At 65.2% G+C, this 17,245-nt stretch carries 17 protein-coding genes and 1 tRNA gene; 13 read left to right on the top strand and 5 right to left on the bottom strand.

Annotated elements, in window-relative coordinates:
- From QM672_RS09045 to QM672_RS09000, 10 genes are all read left to right on the top strand, one after another.
- Window positions 1-85, top strand: a tRNA-Leu gene (locus tag QM672_RS09045).
- A gap of 121 nt (window positions 86-206) precedes the next feature.
- Complete coding sequence (locus tag QM672_RS09040) at window positions 207-923, top strand: SDR family NAD(P)-dependent oxidoreductase (protein WP_415082045.1); 717 nt, start codon at window positions 207-209, stop codon at window positions 921-923.
- A gap of 185 nt (window positions 924-1,108) precedes the next feature.
- Complete coding sequence (locus tag QM672_RS09035) at window positions 1,109-2,293, top strand: alpha/beta fold hydrolase (RefSeq protein ID WP_415082043.1); 1,185 nt, start codon at window positions 1,109-1,111, stop codon at window positions 2,291-2,293.
- A 314-nt stretch (window positions 2,294-2,607) separates the two neighbouring features.
- Window positions 2,608-3,300 carry an XRE family transcriptional regulator gene (locus QM672_RS09030; protein ID WP_311933947.1) on the top strand — a complete coding sequence of 231 codons (693 nt, stop codon included), beginning with the start codon at window positions 2,608-2,610 and terminating at the stop codon, window positions 3,298-3,300.
- Between the two features lie 4 nt (window positions 3,301-3,304).
- Window positions 3,305-4,414 (top strand): extracellular solute-binding protein, encoded by a 1,110-nt coding sequence (locus QM672_RS09025; protein WP_415082041.1) that lies wholly within the window; start codon window positions 3,305-3,307, stop codon window positions 4,412-4,414.
- Window positions 4,415-4,790: 376 nt separating this feature from the next.
- The gene (locus QM672_RS09020; protein WP_376717628.1) at window positions 4,791-5,645 is read left to right on the top strand and encodes an ABC transporter permease; all 855 of its coding nucleotides are present in this window, start codon (window positions 4,791-4,793) and stop codon (window positions 5,643-5,645) included.
- Entirely contained in the window at window positions 5,642-6,430 is a 789-nt protein-coding gene (locus tag QM672_RS09015) for an ABC transporter permease (RefSeq protein WP_311934230.1), read from the top strand. Before QM672_RS09020 ends, QM672_RS09015 begins: the two co-directional genes overlap by 4 nt.
- Window position 6,431: 1 nt before the next feature.
- Complete coding sequence (locus QM672_RS09010) at window positions 6,432-7,628, top strand: ABC transporter ATP-binding protein (protein ID WP_415082039.1); 1,197 nt, start codon at window positions 6,432-6,434, stop codon at window positions 7,626-7,628.
- 155 nt (window positions 7,629-7,783) lie between these two features.
- Window positions 7,784-9,169 (top strand): NAD(P)/FAD-dependent oxidoreductase, encoded by a 1,386-nt coding sequence (locus QM672_RS09005; protein WP_415082037.1) that lies wholly within the window; start codon window positions 7,784-7,786, stop codon window positions 9,167-9,169.
- 46 nt (window positions 9,170-9,215) lie between these two features.
- Window positions 9,216-9,575 (top strand): cupin domain-containing protein, encoded by a 360-nt coding sequence (locus QM672_RS09000; protein WP_394310878.1) that lies wholly within the window; start codon window positions 9,216-9,218, stop codon window positions 9,573-9,575.
- Here QM672_RS09000 and QM672_RS08995 read toward each other — a convergent pair.
- Window positions 9,560-10,399, bottom strand: coding sequence for a YihY/virulence factor BrkB family protein (locus tag QM672_RS08995; RefSeq protein ID WP_311933957.1), 840 nt, complete (start codon window positions 10,397-10,399; stop codon window positions 9,560-9,562). The genes QM672_RS09000 and QM672_RS08995 overlap by 16 nt on opposite strands.
- A 321-nt stretch (window positions 10,400-10,720) precedes the next feature.
- Between QM672_RS08995 and QM672_RS08990 the strand changes: the two genes are divergently transcribed.
- Together QM672_RS08990 and QM672_RS08985 are read left to right on the top strand one after the other, a co-directional pair.
- A complete protein-coding gene (locus QM672_RS08990; protein WP_311933958.1) occupies window positions 10,721-11,434 on the top strand; it encodes a DUF1223 domain-containing protein in 714 nt (237 codons plus the stop codon).
- A gap of 181 nt (window positions 11,435-11,615) precedes the next feature.
- Window positions 11,616-12,548 carry a threonine/serine dehydratase gene (locus tag QM672_RS08985; RefSeq protein WP_311933959.1) on the top strand — a complete coding sequence of 311 codons (933 nt, stop codon included), beginning with the start codon at window positions 11,616-11,618 and terminating at the stop codon, window positions 12,546-12,548.
- A gap of 5 nt (window positions 12,549-12,553) precedes the next feature.
- On the opposite strand, the gene QM672_RS08980 is transcribed toward QM672_RS08985, so the two are convergent.
- Both QM672_RS08980 and QM672_RS08975 read right to left on the bottom strand, forming a co-directional pair.
- Window positions 12,554-13,207, bottom strand: a complete 654-nt coding sequence (locus QM672_RS08980; protein ID WP_415082033.1) for a glutathione S-transferase family protein — start codon at window positions 13,205-13,207, stop codon at window positions 12,554-12,556.
- A 27-nt stretch (window positions 13,208-13,234) separates the two neighbouring features.
- Complete coding sequence (locus tag QM672_RS08975) at window positions 13,235-13,807, bottom strand: dihydrofolate reductase family protein (RefSeq protein WP_367623449.1); 573 nt, start codon at window positions 13,805-13,807, stop codon at window positions 13,235-13,237.
- 304 nt (window positions 13,808-14,111) lie between these two features.
- Here QM672_RS08975 and QM672_RS08970 point away from each other — a divergent pair, with 304 nt between their 5' ends.
- Window positions 14,112-14,627, top strand: a complete 516-nt coding sequence (locus tag QM672_RS08970; RefSeq protein WP_311933962.1) for a helix-turn-helix domain-containing protein — start codon at window positions 14,112-14,114, stop codon at window positions 14,625-14,627.
- Here QM672_RS08970 and QM672_RS08965 read toward each other — a convergent pair.
- Window positions 14,617-15,996 carry a sulfatase-like hydrolase/transferase gene (locus QM672_RS08965; RefSeq protein WP_415082031.1) on the bottom strand — a complete coding sequence of 460 codons (1,380 nt, stop codon included), beginning with the start codon at window positions 15,994-15,996 and terminating at the stop codon, window positions 14,617-14,619. The genes QM672_RS08970 and QM672_RS08965 overlap by 11 nt on opposite strands.
- A 257-nt stretch (window positions 15,997-16,253) precedes the next feature.
- Window positions 16,254-17,156: a LysR family transcriptional regulator gene (locus QM672_RS08960; protein WP_311933964.1), complete on the bottom strand. Its 903-nt coding sequence runs from the start codon at window positions 17,154-17,156 to the stop codon at window positions 16,254-16,256.
- Window positions 17,157-17,245: the final 89 nt, after the last annotated feature.

Below are 17,245 nucleotides of genomic sequence, written 5' to 3'. Positions count from 1 at the left end.
GCCCCTATGGCGGAACTGGTAGACGCGTCCGACTCAAAATCGGATTCCGCAAGGAGTGCTGGTTCGATTCCGGCTAGGGGCACCAATCTCACTTCATGCTGATGGACGTGCCGCCGCGATCAGTCACTCGCGCCACGATCCTCGCCCTTCCCTCCCGCTCCCACCCGTGACACTCTCCCGGTCCAGCCAACCAGGGAGTTCTCGCCATGTCCTCGTCCCCCGCCATCATCGTCACCGGCGCCGCCGGCAATCTCGGGGCCGCGGTGGTGCGCGAGCTTGCCAGAGGCAGCGCTCCGCTGGTCCTGATGGAGCGCTCGGCCGAGAAGCTCGAGGCGCTGGTCGCCTCGCTGCCGGCGGGGGTCGAGGTGCTGTCGATCGCCGGGACGGACATGACCTCGCAGGAGGCCTGCGAGGCGGCGGTGGCGCAGGCAATCGCTAAGTTCGGAGCGGTCGGCGGGCTGGCCAACACGGTGGGCGGCTTCGCGATGGCGCCGGTCGCCAAGGCCCTTGCGCAATGGGATGCCATGCTTACCGGCAATGCCCGCACGGCGCTCGCCATCAGCGCCGCGGTGCTGCCGGCGATGCTGGCTGCGCGCCAGGGCCGCATCGTGCATGTGGCGGCGCTGGCCGGGCAGAAGGCCTCGGCCGGGATGGCCGCCTATGCCGCCTCCAAGGCGGCGCTGCTGCGGCTCACCGAGGCGATCGCCGAGGAATATCGCAAGGACGGCATCACCGCCAATTGCGTGCTGCCCGGCGTGATCGACACGCCGCCGAACCGCGCCGCCATGCCCAAGGCCGATACCAGCACCTGGGTAGCGCCGGAAGCGATCGCGCGGTTGATCGCCTTCCTGCTTTCGGCAGAAGGTGGCGTGGTGACGGGCGGGGCGATTCCGGCCACGGGCGTGCCGGCGGTTTCGGCGTGAGGCCGTAGATCTGCTGCCTGGGAGCGAGCACGTCTCCGGCCGCTCTTGGAAACGCCCAGCGTACGGAAAGGAAGAGCGGACAGGATGTCCGCGCTCCCAGGAGCCGCCGGATGTCGCCTCAGGGCAATTGCCCGGCAATCTTCCGGCGCTATAGTTGCGCAAAATCCTGCCGGAGGAAGAAGCGCATGCCGACCCCTTTCATCCGTCTCGCCAAGACAGCCCTGCTCGCGTTACCCCTGGCCCTCGGCCTCGCCGCGGGGGCCACGCCGGCGGCAGCAAAGGACTGCGAGGACCTGGCGGCCGGGCGCTGCAAGGTGAAGCTGCCCGGCGGCATCACCATGGCCTATGTCGAGACCGGGCCGAAGGACGGGCCGGCGGTACTGCTCATCCATGGCCTCACCGACAATATCCGCTCCTGGTCGACGACGATGGCGGCGCTGCACAAGCGCGACCCCGGCCTCCACATCCTCGCCATGGATCTGCGCGGCCACGGCCAGACCTCGATGCCGCCCCGGGCGGCCTGTTCGCCCGCGCCGGAAAAATGCTTCCGGACCAGCGATTTCGCCGGCGACATCGTCGCCTTCATGAAGGCCAAGAAGATCGCCAAGGCGACGCTGGCCGGCCATTCGCTCGGCAGTTTCGTCACCCAGGAAGTCGCTCTGGAGCACCCCGAGCTGGTCGAGCGCGCCGTGCTGGTGGCGAGCTCCACCAAGGGCGTCGACAATGTCGCCCTGCGCGACTACGTGCTGAAGGAGCCGGTGGAAGGCTCCTGGAAGAAGGCGCTGGAGGCCAAGGGCTGGAAATATCCCGCCGGCTTCTACATGCTCACCCCGCTGAAGGCCGATCCCAAGGCCGAGGACTGGATCGCCAAGAACTGGGTGGTCGACCCGGCTGCCGATCCCGCCTTCCTCAAGCCCTATGTGCCGGAGACCGCCAATGTGCGGCTCGGCACCTGGATCGGCGCCAGCAAGGCGCTGCTCGCCACCGACAACACCGAGCGGTTGAAAAGCTTCTCGGTACCCGTGCTGGTCCTCTGGGCGACGCAGGACAGCATCTTCCTGGAGGCCGACCAGACCTGGCTGAAGCAGTCCCTCTCCGAGGCGGCTAAGACCAAGGGCATCTCCGCTTTCTGGAAGCGCTATGGCGTGATTCCCCTGCCGGCTTCCGGGGCGCAGGTCAGCGATATCGGGCATAACGTGCAATGGGGTGCGCCGGACGCCGTCGCCGCCGACATCGAGGCCTTCATCAAGACCGGCTCGCCCACCAGCGATCTCCTGCACAGCGACAAGCCGCCGGCGCTCGACCACATCGTCACCGAGCCCGGTAAGGCGGAAGTTATCAAGCTCGGCCAGCCGGCCACGGCGAATTGAGGGCAGAGACCGCCAGGTTCGGCGACAAGGGTAACGGGTCCGGGCCGGTCTGGAGAGACTGACGCAATAATCGCAAAGAGGCCGGGAAAAGCTCAATTTTGTCATGCCCGGGCCTGTCCCGGGCATCCAGCTACCGCTGTTCGTTGAGGCTGCGACCCTGGATTGCCGGGACAAGCCCGGCAATGACAAAAGTCGAGTCCCATCGATTTTCGGCCACACCGGGCCACCGGGGTCCCTGATCCAAGTTCACTTTATGGCTTGTTAAGTACGGCAATTCACTTTATGACTTGTTAAGTGAACCTGCCGAGGCCCTGATGAAGCGTGCCGACGATCACACTGCCGACAGCGGCGCCGCACCCAATCTGGAGGCGCGGCGTTCCAGCATTTTGGGCCAGCGCGTCAAGGCCTTCCGCACCGCGCGCCGGCTGACCCTGCGCGAGCTCGGCGATCTCACCGGCACCACGGCCAGCTTCCTCTCCCAGCTCGAACGCGGGCTTTCCGGCGCCAACACCTCCACGCTGATGGGGATCGCCAACGCCCTCGGCATCAATGTCGCCGACCTCTTCGACGAGGGCGAGGCCCTGCCGCACAAGGTCGTCTCCCGCTCCGAGCGCCCGGCCTTGCCGGCCAGCGGCGGCTGCCACAAGACCTTGCTGTCGCGGCGCCCGCTTCGCGACCTCGAAGTCTATTCCGGCGAGTTCGACGTCGGCGGCTCCACGGGCGACCAGCCCTATACCCATGGCAATTCCCACGAAATGTTCCTGGTGCTGCGCGGACGCCTGCAGCTGACGCTCGGCCAGGAGAGCTTCATCCTCGAGGCGGGTGACAGCATCGAATATTCGTCCTCGACGCCGCACAAGACGGTGAACATCGGCGACACCCCGGCCGAGGTGGTGTGGATCATCTCCCCCCCGACCAGCGGCGCCGCCGATCTCGACCAATATGTGATCCGGAAATCGCTCGCATCCGGATCGCCAGAACAAACAAGCGAGTCTTCAGAGGGATAACGGGATGACAACTGCAACGGCATTTGCCAAAAGATCTTGCGCAAAAGCATTTTGTGCCGGCCTGGCCGGCGCTGCCTTCGCCCTGCTGGCGGCCTCGTCGGCCCTGGCCCAGAACGCACCGGCCGCCGGCACCATCGCCGAGGGCTCGCTGAAGGACAAGACGCTGACCTTCGTCTCCTATGGCGGTATCTATCAGGACGGCCAGAACGCCGCGCTGAAGGAATTCGCCGACAAGTCCGGCGTCAAGCTCCTGAACGACGGCCCGACCGAGCTCGCCAAGCTCCAGGCCCAGATCGAATCGGGCAATGTCACCTGGGACGTCGTCGATACCGGCGACCTCGCGCCCTTCGCCTATTGCGGCAAATATTTCCAGAAGCTCGACTTCACCAAGATCGACATCTCGCACATTCCGCCCGGCCAGGTCGGCCCCTGCAGCGTGCCGGCCATGAATTACGGCATCGTGCTGATGTACAAGACCGACAAGTTCAAGGACCATCCGCCCAAGAACTGGAAGGACTTCTTCGACACCAAGAACTTCCCGGGTACGCGCGGCATCGACGGCAGCGGTGACCCGCCGGTCGGCCTGCTCGAACAGGCGCTGCTGGCCGACGGCCATCCGGTGGACAAGATGACGCCAGCGGACATCGACACGGCCATCGCCAGGATCAAGGCCCTCGGCCCCGACACCGTGTTCTGGAAGACCGGCGCCGAATCCCAGCAGCTCGCCGAATCCGGCGAGATCGACATGCTGCTGATGTGGACCGGCCGCGCCATGACCGCCGTCAAGAACGGTGCCAAATACACGCCCGTCTGGCAGGACTGGCTGGTGGTCAAGGACCAGCTCACCATTCCGGTCGGCGTCAAGGATCCCGCCGCCGCCCATGCGCTGATCAACGCCTATCTCGGCAAGAGCGCGCAGGAGGCCCTGACCCAGAAGACCTCCTACTCTCCGGTCAACAACGAGTCCAAGCCGCAGGTCGACGCCCAGGTGCAGGCCTTCCTCACCAACACCCCCGAGCGTGTCAAGCAGGGCTATGGCTTCAACACGGCCTTCTGGACCGAGAACTTCGAGGCCCTGAACGAGAAATGGGGCTCCCTGCTGGCGGGCAATTGAGGCGGAAAGTTCGGCTCGCGCCACCGGCACCGGTAGGCAGTTCGAAGGTTCCACGGGGGCGGCGACGCCCCTCACCCTTACCCTCTCCCCGTAAGAACGGGGCGAGGGGGACTTCGAACAAGCATCCTATGCCGATAGCGCGCCACCTCGCCCGACCGCCGGGGTGAGATGGGAGGTCCGAGGATCAACCGCCACGCCTGTGCTCCCTCGCCCCGTTCTTACGGGGAGAGGGTAAGGGTGAGGGGCAGCGCGGCCTCGAAGTACAGCGTGAGTCGCTGTGCTTCGGAGGCAAGACTTACTTCCGGTTCCCGTCTGTCCCAACCGCCACCTCGCCAAAACGGAGCTTTTGCGCGTGACTGACACCATGCAATCCTCCATGGCCATTGCACGGCAACGCAGGCTGAGGCCGCTTTCGGCCTATCCGTCGCTGCTGACGGTCCCGGCCATGCTGCTGCTGATCCTCGCCATGGGCTACCCCCTGCTGACGGTGGTGGTGCGCAGCTTCGCCGAGCCGAGCTTCGGCCTGCAGAACTATGTCTGGTTCTTCTCCACCCCGGCGAACCTCACCGTGCTGGCGCGCACCTTCTCCATCGCCGCCTGGGTCACGCTGGTCTGCGTGATCGCGGCCTATCCCTATGCCTATCTGATGACGGCGGTCGGCCCGAAATGGCGCCTGGTGCTGATCCTGTGCGTGCTGGTGCCCTTCTGGGTCAGCGGCGTGGTGCGCACGCTCGCCTGGGTGGTGCTGCTGCAGGATTCCGGCGTGATCAACACGGCCCTCCAGGCGCTCGGCCTCGATGGCATCAAGCTGATCCGTACCCCGCTCGGCGTCGTCATCGGCATGGCGCAGGTGCTGCTGCCCTTCATGATCCTGCCGCTCTATTCGGTGATGCGCAGCATCGATTTGCGCCTGATCCAGGCGGCACGCAGCCTCGGCGCCAACCCTGTCAGGGCCTTCTGGCAGATCTATTTGCCCCTGTCGCTGCCCGGCGTCTTCGCCGGCGCCATCATCGTGTTCATCCTGTCGCTCGGCTTCTACATCACCCCGGCCCTGCTCGGCGGACCGCGCAGCACCATGCTCTCCACCCTGGTGCAGAACCAGGTGCTGAGCCTGCTGGCCTGGGGCCGCGGCGGTGCCATGGGCGTGATCCTGCTGGTGGCGACCTTCCTGCTGCTCGCCATTGCCGCGCCCCTGATGCGCCAGCGCCACAAGCAGGCCTCGAGGAACTGACGATGAAACCGCTGCGTCTCTTCCTCGCTTTGTTCTGCCTCCTGGTCGCGATCTGGCTGGTGCTGCCGACCCTGGTGATCATCCCGATGTCGTTCAACCAGAACAAGTCGCTGGCCTTCCCGCCATCGGGCTTTTCCTGGCAGTGGTACGAGAACTTCCTCACCAATCCGGACTGGTCGTCGAGCTTCATCAATTCGCTGCGCATCGCCACCATCGTCGCCCTGATCGCCACGCTGATCGGCACGCTCGCCGCCCTCGGCCTCAGCCGCATGAAGCATGCCGGCGGCGGCATCCTGCGCGCCCTGCTGATCACGCCGATGGTGGTGCCGGGCGTGGTGCTGGCGGTCGGGATCTATTCGGTCTACCTCACCTACAAGCTGGTCGGCACGGATCTCGGCTTCGTCATCGCCCACACCATGCTGGCGATCCCCTTCGTGCTGATCGCCGTCTCCGCCAGTCTCGAAATGTTCGACGTCAGGCTGGAAAAGGCGGCGGCCAGCCTCGGTGCCAACCGTTTCACCACCTTCCGCACCATCACGCTGCCGCTGATCGCCCCCGGCATCCTGTCGGGCCTGCTCTTTGCCTTCGTGACCTCGTTCGACGAGATCATCGTCGCGCTGTTCATCACCAATCCCTACCTGAAGACGCTGCCGGTGCAGATCTTCACCTCCATCACCCGCGACGCCGATCCCACGGTCGCCGCGGTGGGAACCATCGTCTTCCTTGCCACGACATTGCTGATCGCCGCCGGCCTCCTCCTCGGCGCGCGCTCGAAGAGGAGCTGAGATGTCCAACGCAGCCGCCATCTCCACCCCTGCCGCATCCGCCTCGGGCGCGGCCGGCGCCGCCATCGACATCCGCAATGCCAGCAAGCATTACGGCTCTTTCACTGCGCTCGACGATGTCAGCCTCCATATCGAGCCGGGTGAGTTCATGACGCTGCTCGGCCCCAGCGGCTCGGGCAAGACGACCACGCTCAACGTGGTGGCCGGGTTTACAGAGCTCTCCAGCGGTGCACTTGCCGTCGGGGGGGAGGACATTGGCGGCCTGCCGGCGCACAAGCGCAATATCGGCGTGGTCTTCCAGCACTATGCCCTGTTCCCGCACATGACGGTCGGCAAGAACGTCGCCTACCCCCTCGCCTTGCGCGGCGTTCCCAAGGGCGAACGCGAGGCGCGCGTCCGCCGCGCCCTCGACATGGTCAAGATGGCCGATTTCGCCCATCGCTATCCGAGCGAACTTTCCGGCGGCCAGCAGCAGCGCGTGGCGCTGGCCCGCGCCATCGTGTTCGACCCGCCGCTCCTCCTGATGGACGAGCCGCTCGGCGCGCTCGACAAGAAGCTGCGCGAATGGCTGCAGCTCGAGATCAAGCGCATCCATCGCGAGCTCGGCACCACCTTCGTCTATGTCACCCACGACCAGGAAGAGGCCCTGGTGCTGTCGGACCGCATCGCCGTGTTCAACCACGGCCGCATCGAGCAGGTCGGCACCGGCCGCGAGCTCTATGACGAGCCGGCCACCTTGTTCGTCGGCAAGTTCATCGGCGAATCCACCACCTTGCGCGGGGCCGTGGAGACCTCCGGCAGCGAGACCTGCCTCACCATCGCCGGGCAGAAGGTGGTTTCGCGGGACAGGCTCGCCGACGGCCGGCAGCCGGTCATGCTGCTGCGGCCTGAGAAACTCTCGCTGGCGCCGGCGGCCACCGGTGTGCGCGACGGCCACAACAGCCTGTCCGGCCAGGTCAGCGAGGCGATCTATCTCGGCTCCAGCTCGAAATACCAGGTGGTGCTGGCCGACGGCTCGGTCGCCATCGTGCGCGCCCCGCTGGAAAGCCGGCCCTTCGCCATCGGCGAGGCGGTCGATCTCACCTGGGCGAGCGGCGATGCCAAGCTGCTGGCCGACGACGAGCGTGCCGACCTGACCCTGACCTTAATCGGGGGGCGGGTCTTCAGACCCGCCGCTTTTCTATCTAGAGCAAAATAGCTTTTCTTTGAATCGCTATTTTTCTCTAACTCTTTGTTTTGACGCATTTTCTTAATCGAAAAGTCTATCAACTTTTCTGAAAAATGCTCTAGCGCCGCGCATCCAGGCTGGTCTGAAGACCAGCCCCCCATACCATTCCTCATGCGAGACCCATCATGGACGTCAAAGTCAACGGCAACATCTCGTTCTGGTACGCCGATATTGGCGGCGTGCCCGGCTATCGCCCGGCGCTGCCGGGCGACCGCAGCGCCGATGTCTGCATCGTCGGCGGCGGCTTCACCGGGCTGTGGACGTCCTATTATCTGAAGCTGGCCAATCCCGGCCTCAACATCGTCGTGGTCGAGAAGGAATTCGCCGGCTTCGGCGCTTCCGGGCGCAATGGCGGCTGGCTCTCGGGGGGCTTTGGCTGGTCGCGCGAGAAATATCTGAAGACCTCCTCGCGCGGTGCGGTCGTCGACATGGAAGCGGCGATGCACGGTTCGGTGAACGAGGTGATCGCCGTCACCGAGCGCGAGGGCATCGACGCCGATGTCCGCCGCAACGACACGCTGACGGTAGCGGTCAACAAGGCCCAGCTCGGCCGCATCCGCAAATCCTACGACTACGAAAAAGGCTGGAGCGTGCCGGATGCGCGCATCAGCCTGATCGGCCGCGAGGAGATGCGCAAGCGCATCGAGATCCACAATGCCGAGGGCGCCCTGGTGCACCACGACACCGCCCGCGTGCAGCCGGCCAAGCTGGTGCGGGGCCTCGCCGCCGTGGTCGAGCGCCTGGGCGTTTCCATCTACGAGCAGACCGAAGTTGTCAGGATCGAGAAGGGCGCGGTGACCACCAAACGCGGCACCGTGCGCGCGCCGATCATCATCAGGGCGACGGAGGGCTTCACCGCTGGCATTCCCGGCTTCGAGCGCCTGTGGATCCCGATGAACAGCGCCATCCTGATGACCGAGCCGCTCAGCGAGGAGCAGTGGAGCCGGATCGGCTGGAACGGCTATGAGCTGTTGGGCGACGCCACCCACGGCTATTGCTATGCCCAGCGCACCCGCGAGGGCCGCATCGCCATGGGCGGGCGCGGCGTGCCCTATCGCTACGGCTCGGCCACCGACGTGCGCGGGCAGACGCAGGACCAGACCATCGCGCAGCTCTATGCCATCCTGATGCGCCATCTGCCCCAGACCAAGGGCCTGAAGATGGAGCATGCCTGGTGCGGCGTGCTCGGCGTACCGCGCGACTGGTGCACCACCGTCGGCCTGGATCGCAAGAACGGCATCGGCTGGGCCGGCGGCTATGTCGGCCTGGGCGTCTCCACGTCCAATCTATCCGGCCGTACCCTCGCCGACCTGATCCTGGAGCGCGACACCCCGCTGACCCGCCTGCCCTGGGTCAACCGCTCCGTGCGGGAATGGGAGCCGGAGCCCTTCCGCTGGCTCGGCATCCATTCGATGTACCAGCTCTATCACATGGCCGACCGGCGTGAGGCGGCAGGCCTCCAGCAGACCTCGCGCCTCGCCACCTTCGCCAACAAGATCACCGGGCGCTGAGAAGCCCCGGTTCCAGCTCTTTCAACGTGTCTGCATTGGAATGACCATGATCGACAGCAAGACGTTCGCCGATCTCACCACCCTCGATCTCGGCCCCTTCGGCCCCAAGCCGACCACCCTCAGCGAAGGCCAGGTCGAGGCGGCCAAAACCCTGTGGAAGTCGGAGGACGGGCTGATGGAAGTCGGCGTATGGGAATGCACGCCGGGCCGCTTCACCGCCTCGCGCGAGCGCAATTCGGAAACCTGCCACATCGTGTCGGGACGGGTGTCGCTGCATGACGCCGGCGGCCAGACCCGCGAGGTACGGGCCGGCGAGGCCCTGGTCCTGCCCAAGGGCTGGAAGGGCGAGTGGACCATCCACGAGACCACCCGTAAGCTCTACATCATGCACTACGATGCGGCCTGAATGCGTTTGTGGCGCCGCTCGGCCAGGATGGCGTTGATCTCTGCCCCGAGCAGGAAGGCCAGCGCCACCAGCCACAGGAAGAACAGCGCCGCGAAGACGCTGCCCAGGCCTGCATAGAGCTTGGAGTAGGCGGCAAAGTCGCTGATATAGATGCTGAAGGCGTAGCCGCCGGCGAGCCAAAGCCCCATGGTGATCAGCACACCGGGCCAGATCACGCCGAGCGAGGGGCGGCTCGCCACCAGGAACAGGTGTACCAGGATGATGGCGCCGCCGAGCACCGCGGTGGTGATGCCGTAGCGCGCAATCTCGATCAGCGGCTGCAACGGTGCCAGCACCGGCGTGAAGCTGATGGCTGCCTGCCATATCACCGGCCACAGCACCACCAAAAGAGCGAGTGTAACCAGAGCGAGCGAGGCCAGCAGCACGAAGAACAGGCTCTGCAGCCGGCACCACCAGAAGGACCGCGTCTCGACCAGGCCATAGGCCCGGTTGATGCCGACGCGGATGGCCTCGACGCCATTGCTGGCCAGCACCACCGCCACGATGGCGCTGACGGTGAGCAGGCCGGGCCGCGCCGTGCCCAGCACGCGGGTGACCTCGCGGGCGATCGGCTCGGAAACTTCGTGCGGCCAGGTTTCGAACAGCAGGCGCACGATCTCGTTCTGGAGGTCGGCGGTGCCGAGCACGCCGGCCAGGGACGCCACGAAGATCAGAAAGGGAAACATCGCCGTGAGCAGGGACAACGCCATATGGCTCGCCAACGCGTAATCGTCATGCTCGGTGACCCGTTGGGTAAGATCGGAAATGAATTTGTACGCCCGCATGCGGCAACCATGCCATTGCATCGCGGGATTTGCCAGAAAGGGCGGACCGGCATCCCGCGGAAACGGTGGATGCAACGCCGGGCGAGGCCACGGCAATCTCTCGATATCACACCCTTTCACGAATCGCGGAGGTGCCGCTTTCTCACCACTGTGTTACTCGCCCGTTCATCTTCGATGGGCTATGGCTTGCGGGTGTTTCCCACTGGAGCAAGGCAGCTTTCAACCAGAATATGCCTTGCTCGCCTGCCCTGTTTCAACTTGCCCTTGCGATTGCCGGTGGTTCGGCCGGGTCGCAAGGCGCTTTAGGCCCGGACGAGATCGATGCGGCAAAACCTGGTTGCAGCTCTGTTGTTGCTGGCCGCGAGCGGCCCGGCGATGGCGCAGCCGCGTGCCGTGGTGGAGCTGTTCACCAGCCAGGGCTGCTCGTCCTGCCCGCCGGCGGACAAGATGATGGGCGAGCTCGCCCGCGATCCCAGCGTCATCGCCTTGTCCCTGCCGGTCGACTACTGGGACTATGTCGGCTGGAAGGACACGCTGGCCGACAACACCTTCACGCGCCGCCAGCGCGCCTATTCGGAGGTGCGCGGCGACAGGGCCGTCTATACCCCGCAGATCGTGGTGGACGGCGTGCAGCATGCCGTCGGCTCCAATGGGGAAGAAGTCCGACGGGCCATCGAGATGGCCGCCACCCATCCCAGCGTCCTCAGCGTTCCCGTCGCCATTTCCGGCAAGAACGGCGCCTACAGCATTTCGCTGGGCAAGAGCGCCCACAAGGGCGAGGTCTGGGTGGTTCCCATCGAGACGAGCGCGGAAGTCAAGATCGAGCGCGGCGAGAATACCGGCAAGACGGTGACCTATTCCAACGTGGTGCGCTGCTTCCGCAAGATCGCCGACTATGACGGTAATGCCGCCACGCTGGCGCTGAAACCGGACGTCACCAATGCCCCGGGCGCCGACAGCTTCGCCGTCCTGGTACAGGCCAATGCCGCCGGCCGGCCGGGTGCCATTCTCGGCGCCGCCCTGCGCAAGCCGTGAGGACCGTGGGAGCGTCGACCTCCTGATCGACATCCCTCTCCTGCACACGCGACGTTTCAAGAATGTCGGCCCGGAGGTCGACGCTCCAGCGCAACCCGATCTTGGAACCGGCACGACTTGCGGTTAGGAAGGAGAGATTGGCAGCCTGCCAGCCAGGCCTTCTTTTCCGCCGGAATCCATCATGATTGACCAGAACGATATTCGTGCCGCCTATCAGCGCGTCGCCTCCCATATTCGTCGCACCCCGCTTCTCGACACCCAGGCCGGCACCTTCGGCCTCGACCATGGCGTGCAGCTCAAGCTCGAATTCCTGCAGCATGCCGGCTCCTTCAAGCCGCGCGGCGCCTTCAACAACCTGCTGTCGCGCGACGTGCCGGCGGCCGGGGTCGCCGCTGCCTCGGGCGGCAATCACGGCATCGCGGTTGCCCATGCCGCCCGCGCGCTCGGTCACAAGGCCCGCATCTTCGTGCCCGTGATCTCCAGTCCGGCCAAGATCGCGGCGATCCGCGCCCGCGGGGCCGACCTCGACATCGGCGGCGAACGCTATGCCGATGCCCTGGCCGCCTGCGAGCGCTATATTGCGCAGACCGGTGCGCTCTCCGTGCATGCCTTCGACGCCTGGGAGACCATCGCCGGCCAGGGCACGCTCGGGCTGGAATGGGAGGAGCAGGCCGGCGGCGCGCTCGACACCGTGCTGGTCGCCACCGGCGGCGGCGGCCTGATCGCCGGCATCGCGGCCTGGTTCGCCGGCAGGGTCAAGGTCGTCTCGGTGGAGCCGGAAGGCTCGCAATGCCTCAAGGCGGCGCTGGACGCCGGCGGCCCCGTCGATGTCGGCGTGGAGAGCGTGGCGGCGGATTCGCTCGGCGCCCGCAATTGCGGCGCCAAGGTCTATGCCGTCGCCAGCCGCCATGTCGGCGAGGCCGTCACCGTGCCCGACAGCGCCATCGTGGAGGCGCAGAAGCGCGCCTGGGCCGATGCCCGCCTCGCCCTCGAGCCTGGCGGTGCCACCGCCCTGGCGGCCCTGGTCGGCGGCGTCTACCGTCCCAAGCCGGGCGAGCGCGTCGGCGTGCTGGCCTGCGGCGCCAATGTGGATCTGACGACGATCGCGGGTTAAGCGGTTCAATCCCTGTCGGGCGCGCCGAGCGGAAAGAGCTTGCGATAGGGGCGGGCCTCGTCGACGGCGCGCTTGACCGAGGCACGTGCAAGCAGACGCGAGCGATAGGCCTTCACGGTCGGGAAGGCCTGGCCGATGGGATGCGTCCAGTCGGCATAGAACAGGAACGGTGCCGCTGCGCAATCGGCCATCGAAAAGGCCTCGCTGGCCGCCCAGTGCCGGCCTCGCAGCCGGGTCTCGAGCCAGCCATAGGCGGTTTCGAGCAGGCGCTTGGCCTCCTCCACGCCATAGGGATCGCGATGTTCCGGCGGACGCAGCGCGTTGTAGACCATCCGGCTCTGGGGGGTCGAAACATAATTGTCGAAGAAGCGGTCCATCAGCCTGACTTCGAGTGCCGCGTCGGGATCATCCGGCAACAGCCGCACCGGCCCCGGATGATGGAGCTGCAGATATTCGATGATGATGCTGGTCTCCAGCACCACATGTCCATCATCCTCCAGCAAGGGAAATTTCTTCAGGGGCCAGAGCTTCTCGAGGGCTGCCATGCTGGCGGGATCGGCCAGCATGCGGAACTCGAAGGACAGGTCGTTCTCATAGAGCGCGATCAGCACCTTCTGGCAGTTGGAGGAAAAGGGATGCGCGTGCAGGACCAGGGACATTGCCGTCTCCTTCGATGGCATGGGGCGTCAGCGCGTGCGGCGGTAATGCAGGATCACGGCGCCGGTGTCGAGCGGGCGGTTCTCGATCAGTTCCAGCCCGAGCTGGGGCAGGCCCGGCTCGAACAGGCGCTTGCCGTCCCCGAATATCGTCGGCGTCACCATCAGGCGATATTCGTCGACGAGATCGAGGCTAACGAGGCTGTTGGCCACGCCGGCACCGCCGAAGCAGTAGATGTCCTTGCCCTCGAGGCTCGACTTCAACGCCCCGATCGTGGCGGCGAGATCCGGCCCAGCCAGGGCGGCGTTCCAGCCGGGGTCACCCGACAAAGTGGAGGAGACGACCGTCTTGGGCAGGCGATTCATCACCGCGGCATGGGGAATGCCGGCGGCAGGACTGGCGGGATCGGTTTCGGCCGGGCTCCAGAAGTCCTTGTTGAACAGGAAATTGGTGCGGCCATAGACGAGATGGCCGGCGCGCTCCAGGGCATAGCCGGACCAGTGGGTTTCCAGGTCGCCCGACCACGCCGGCGGGACGAAGCCGTTCGGACCCTCGATATAACCATCCAGACTCGTGAACATCGCCAGGACCAGCTTGGCCATCGTCATTCCTCCCATGCATACCAGTTGCAATAAGCAAGCAGTTGCCTTCTAGCTCAACTGATCCTATTTTGCAAGCGGTATAGCGTTTGTGATTTTGAGGCGGCGCAAGGATACTCCGGCCCATGCGTGGCATTGGCTTGGAAACCACGAGCCGGAGCGGACGAGCCTTGCTCCAGGCTGCCCATCTCGACGAGGGTCATTCGCGGGCCTCATCGAGATGGGCTGCCCCTGTTTGATATCTTGCAGGCCTTTCTCGATCGCGCCCCGCAGGCCGATCAAGAGGGATCTGCCTGGGAGTGCGACGATGAACATGGCCTATCGGTCGGGCTGTCCGATCAACCTGACCCTGGAAATGCTGGGCGACCGCTGGAGCCTGATCGTCATCCGTGACGTGATGTTCGGCAACCGCCGGCACTATCGCGAACTCCTGACCCATTCGGAGGAGAAGATCGCTTCCAACATCCTGGCCGACCGGCTGAAGCGGCTGGTCGAGGTCGGCCTGCTCAGCCGGCGCGACGATCCCAGCCATAAGCAGAAGGCGATCTACAGCCTGACGGAGCCATCCATCCAGCTGGTGCCGCTGCTGGCGCATATGGGTGCCTGGGGCCGCCGATACACGCCGGTCTCGCGCCCCTTGTCTATCCGCGCGCAATTGCTGGAGGAGGGCGGCCCGCCGCTGTGGGAGGCTTTCATGGAAGAATTGCGGGCCTTGCATCTGGGCACGCCTGCGCCCGCCCGCTCGGTCCTGGCCGAATTGCAGGCAGCCTATCTGGCCGTGATGGCGCAGGAGGAAGGCGCAGCCGGCACCCTCAAGGCTTGATCGGATCGACGTCCCGCTCGGGATCGGCAAAGCCGATCAGATCCTGCGGCTTCAGCCTGTACTGGCGGGAATACCGGGCGGGCGCGTCGAGGATTTCGGGCGCATGCCCCTCCTCGACCTCGGCGATCCAGGCAAGCAGGCGGGCTTTCAAATCGTCCGATATGGCGCGGAAAGCCGTCATGCCGACGAGGTTCACCATCTCGTAGGGGTCGTTCTCGAGGTCGTAGAGATAGCTTTCGCGGTAGACATCCGAGCGGGGGGCTTCCTGGTCGTATTCGGAGGTCACGCCATATTTCCAGCGATGCGTGCGCAGCGCCCGCCCGGTCTCCGTCTCGCTGATCTGGATGAGGACGTCCTGCCGCCAGGGCTGCCGGGCGTCGCGGATGACCGGCATGATCGAGCGCCCCTCCATCGTGGTGGGTATGTCGAGGCCGGCGGCATCGAGCAGGGTGGGGGCGACGTCGATGGTGCTGAACAGGGCCCGTACCTGGCCGCCCGACATGAAACCCGGCCCGGTGATCATACTCGGCACGCGGATCGCGCTCTCATGGCAGGAGCGCTTATATTCGCTGTTGCGCGTCTTGAAATGGCAGGCATGGTCGGAGGTGAACATCACGATGGTATCGTCGAGCAGGTCCAGGCTCTTCAGGGCATCGACGAGCCGGCCGAAGGCCTCGTCGAGACGTTTCACCATGCCGTAATAGCCGCTCAGGTGCCAGGCACTGCTCCCTTGCAGGCCGACGAGATCCGGCGGCGTCCACTGGCTGGCGGCCATGGCCTCCCGGTAGCCGTCGGGCGGGGGATAGTCGTCGACGTGGTTCTGGTGATGCGGCTCCAGGAAGGAAACGAACAGGAAGAAGGGCTTGTCCTGGTGCTCGTCGCAATAGCGGATGGCGGCATCGGTCAGCGCGTCGATCCGGTATCCCGGCAGTTTGCGGCGCTTGTCTTCGGTATCGAACAGCACCGCATCATAGGCGTCGGACACGAATTCCAGCAGGTTGGCCGCAAGCCAGTTCTGATAGCCGCCGCGCTCATGCTTGGGCACGGGATCGGTGTCGCCCAGATGCCATTTGCCGATATAGCCGGTGTCATAGCCGTTGCGGGCGAATTCCCTGGCGATGGTGACGGCGTCATCGGGCAAGGGAATTCCGTTCCGGAATACGCCGGTCTGCGTGGCAAAGCGCCCTGTCTGCATCGAGGAGCGCGCCGGCCCGCAAAGAGGCTGGCTGGTGAAGGAATTGTAGAGATGCGTCCCTGCCCGGGCGAGCCGGTCGAAATGGGGGGTCAGACCCATCGGATTGCCATGCACACCCGTGGTGTCGTGGCGCTGCTGGTCCGTGAAGAAGACCACGACATTCGGCTTTCTCATCAGGTCTCGCTCCCATCCGCCCACTTTTTGGCTCGCCGTCCTGGCAGGAGGCGAAGGCCGTAGGGATGGTTTAGCGGCTCGGTTCAGGCCCGAAAAATGATATTAACTTACCCCCACCATAACTTGATGGAATATCGCAACGGCCCGAAAGCCGGGAGCGTCTGCGGTTTGGCGGAATCGCCAAGGATCGCAAAGACGCGCCGAACTCATGAGCCAGAGCAAAGCAGCGTTTCCGTTTAAGCGCGCTTTGGTCTGACTCATACCGGCGTTCCCTGCTCGTCCACCAACTGCGAAAGCAGGTCGAGCGAGCGGGCGAGGATCGGAAACTCGCTGGTCGAGCGGCGAAAGCAGGCACCTGAGGGAAAACGCCAGAACGGGTCTTCGAACAGGAGCTTCTTCAGGCCGGCGGCCTTGGCCATAGCCTCGACCTGCACCGGCGCCAGGGTGAAATAGGAGGTCCCGCTGATGATCCGGAAGCTTGCCGCCAGCGTCTCCACTTCCATGACGATCTCGGGCGAGCGCAGCCGCCTGTCGCGGAAATAGGTCTTCAGGCGTTCGACCACGGTGCCGTCGCGCTTGTAGACGATCCAGCGGCGATCGCTGAGGTCGCGGGCGGCGATGCTGTCCGATTGCGCCAGCGGATCGTCGCTGCAGCAATAGACGCACATCTCGACATTGAACAATTGTCGGGTCTCGATACCCTCCGGCGGTTCGCCGCGCAGGATGCCGAGCAGCAGGTCCACCCGTCCCTCCAGCAGTTGCGGAAAGGTCGTATCGGCCAAGTTGTAGTCGAGGGTGAAGCGCGTCTGCGGGAATTCGAGACTCAGCCTTTTTACGAGGTCCGGGGCGATCGCCATCTGGTAGGACATGCCCGCCGCGATGGTGAACATCTCGACGCTGCCCTTGCCGAGCGCCCGGATCTCCTCGCGGGCGTGCCGATGATGGGTTTCGATCGCCCGCGCGCGTTCGAGCAATTTCCGGCCGGCAACCGTGAGCTCCATGCCGCGCGTGGTGCGATGGAAGATCTGGCTGCCGAATTCGAGTTCCAGTCGGCGAATGGTCTTGGTGAGCGCGGGCTGCGACAGGCCGATCTTTTCGGCTGCCGCCGTGAGATTGCCCTCCCTCGCCACCGCCAGGAAAGCCTTGAGATTGCGGTCCATGCCATTCCCGAAAGTTATGGATAGGTGCACTCAATATCATTTTCCAAGCTCAACGGCAGTACCTATCGTGCAGTCCGAAGCGGGGCCGG

The sequence above is a fragment of the Labrys sp. (in: a-proteobacteria) genome (assembly GCF_047605565.1).
Lineage (GTDB): Bacteria > Pseudomonadota > Alphaproteobacteria > Rhizobiales > Labraceae > Labrys > Labrys neptuniae.
The sequence above is the reverse complement of the archived record's forward strand: the minus strand, read 5'-3'. Positions and strand labels throughout refer to the sequence as shown.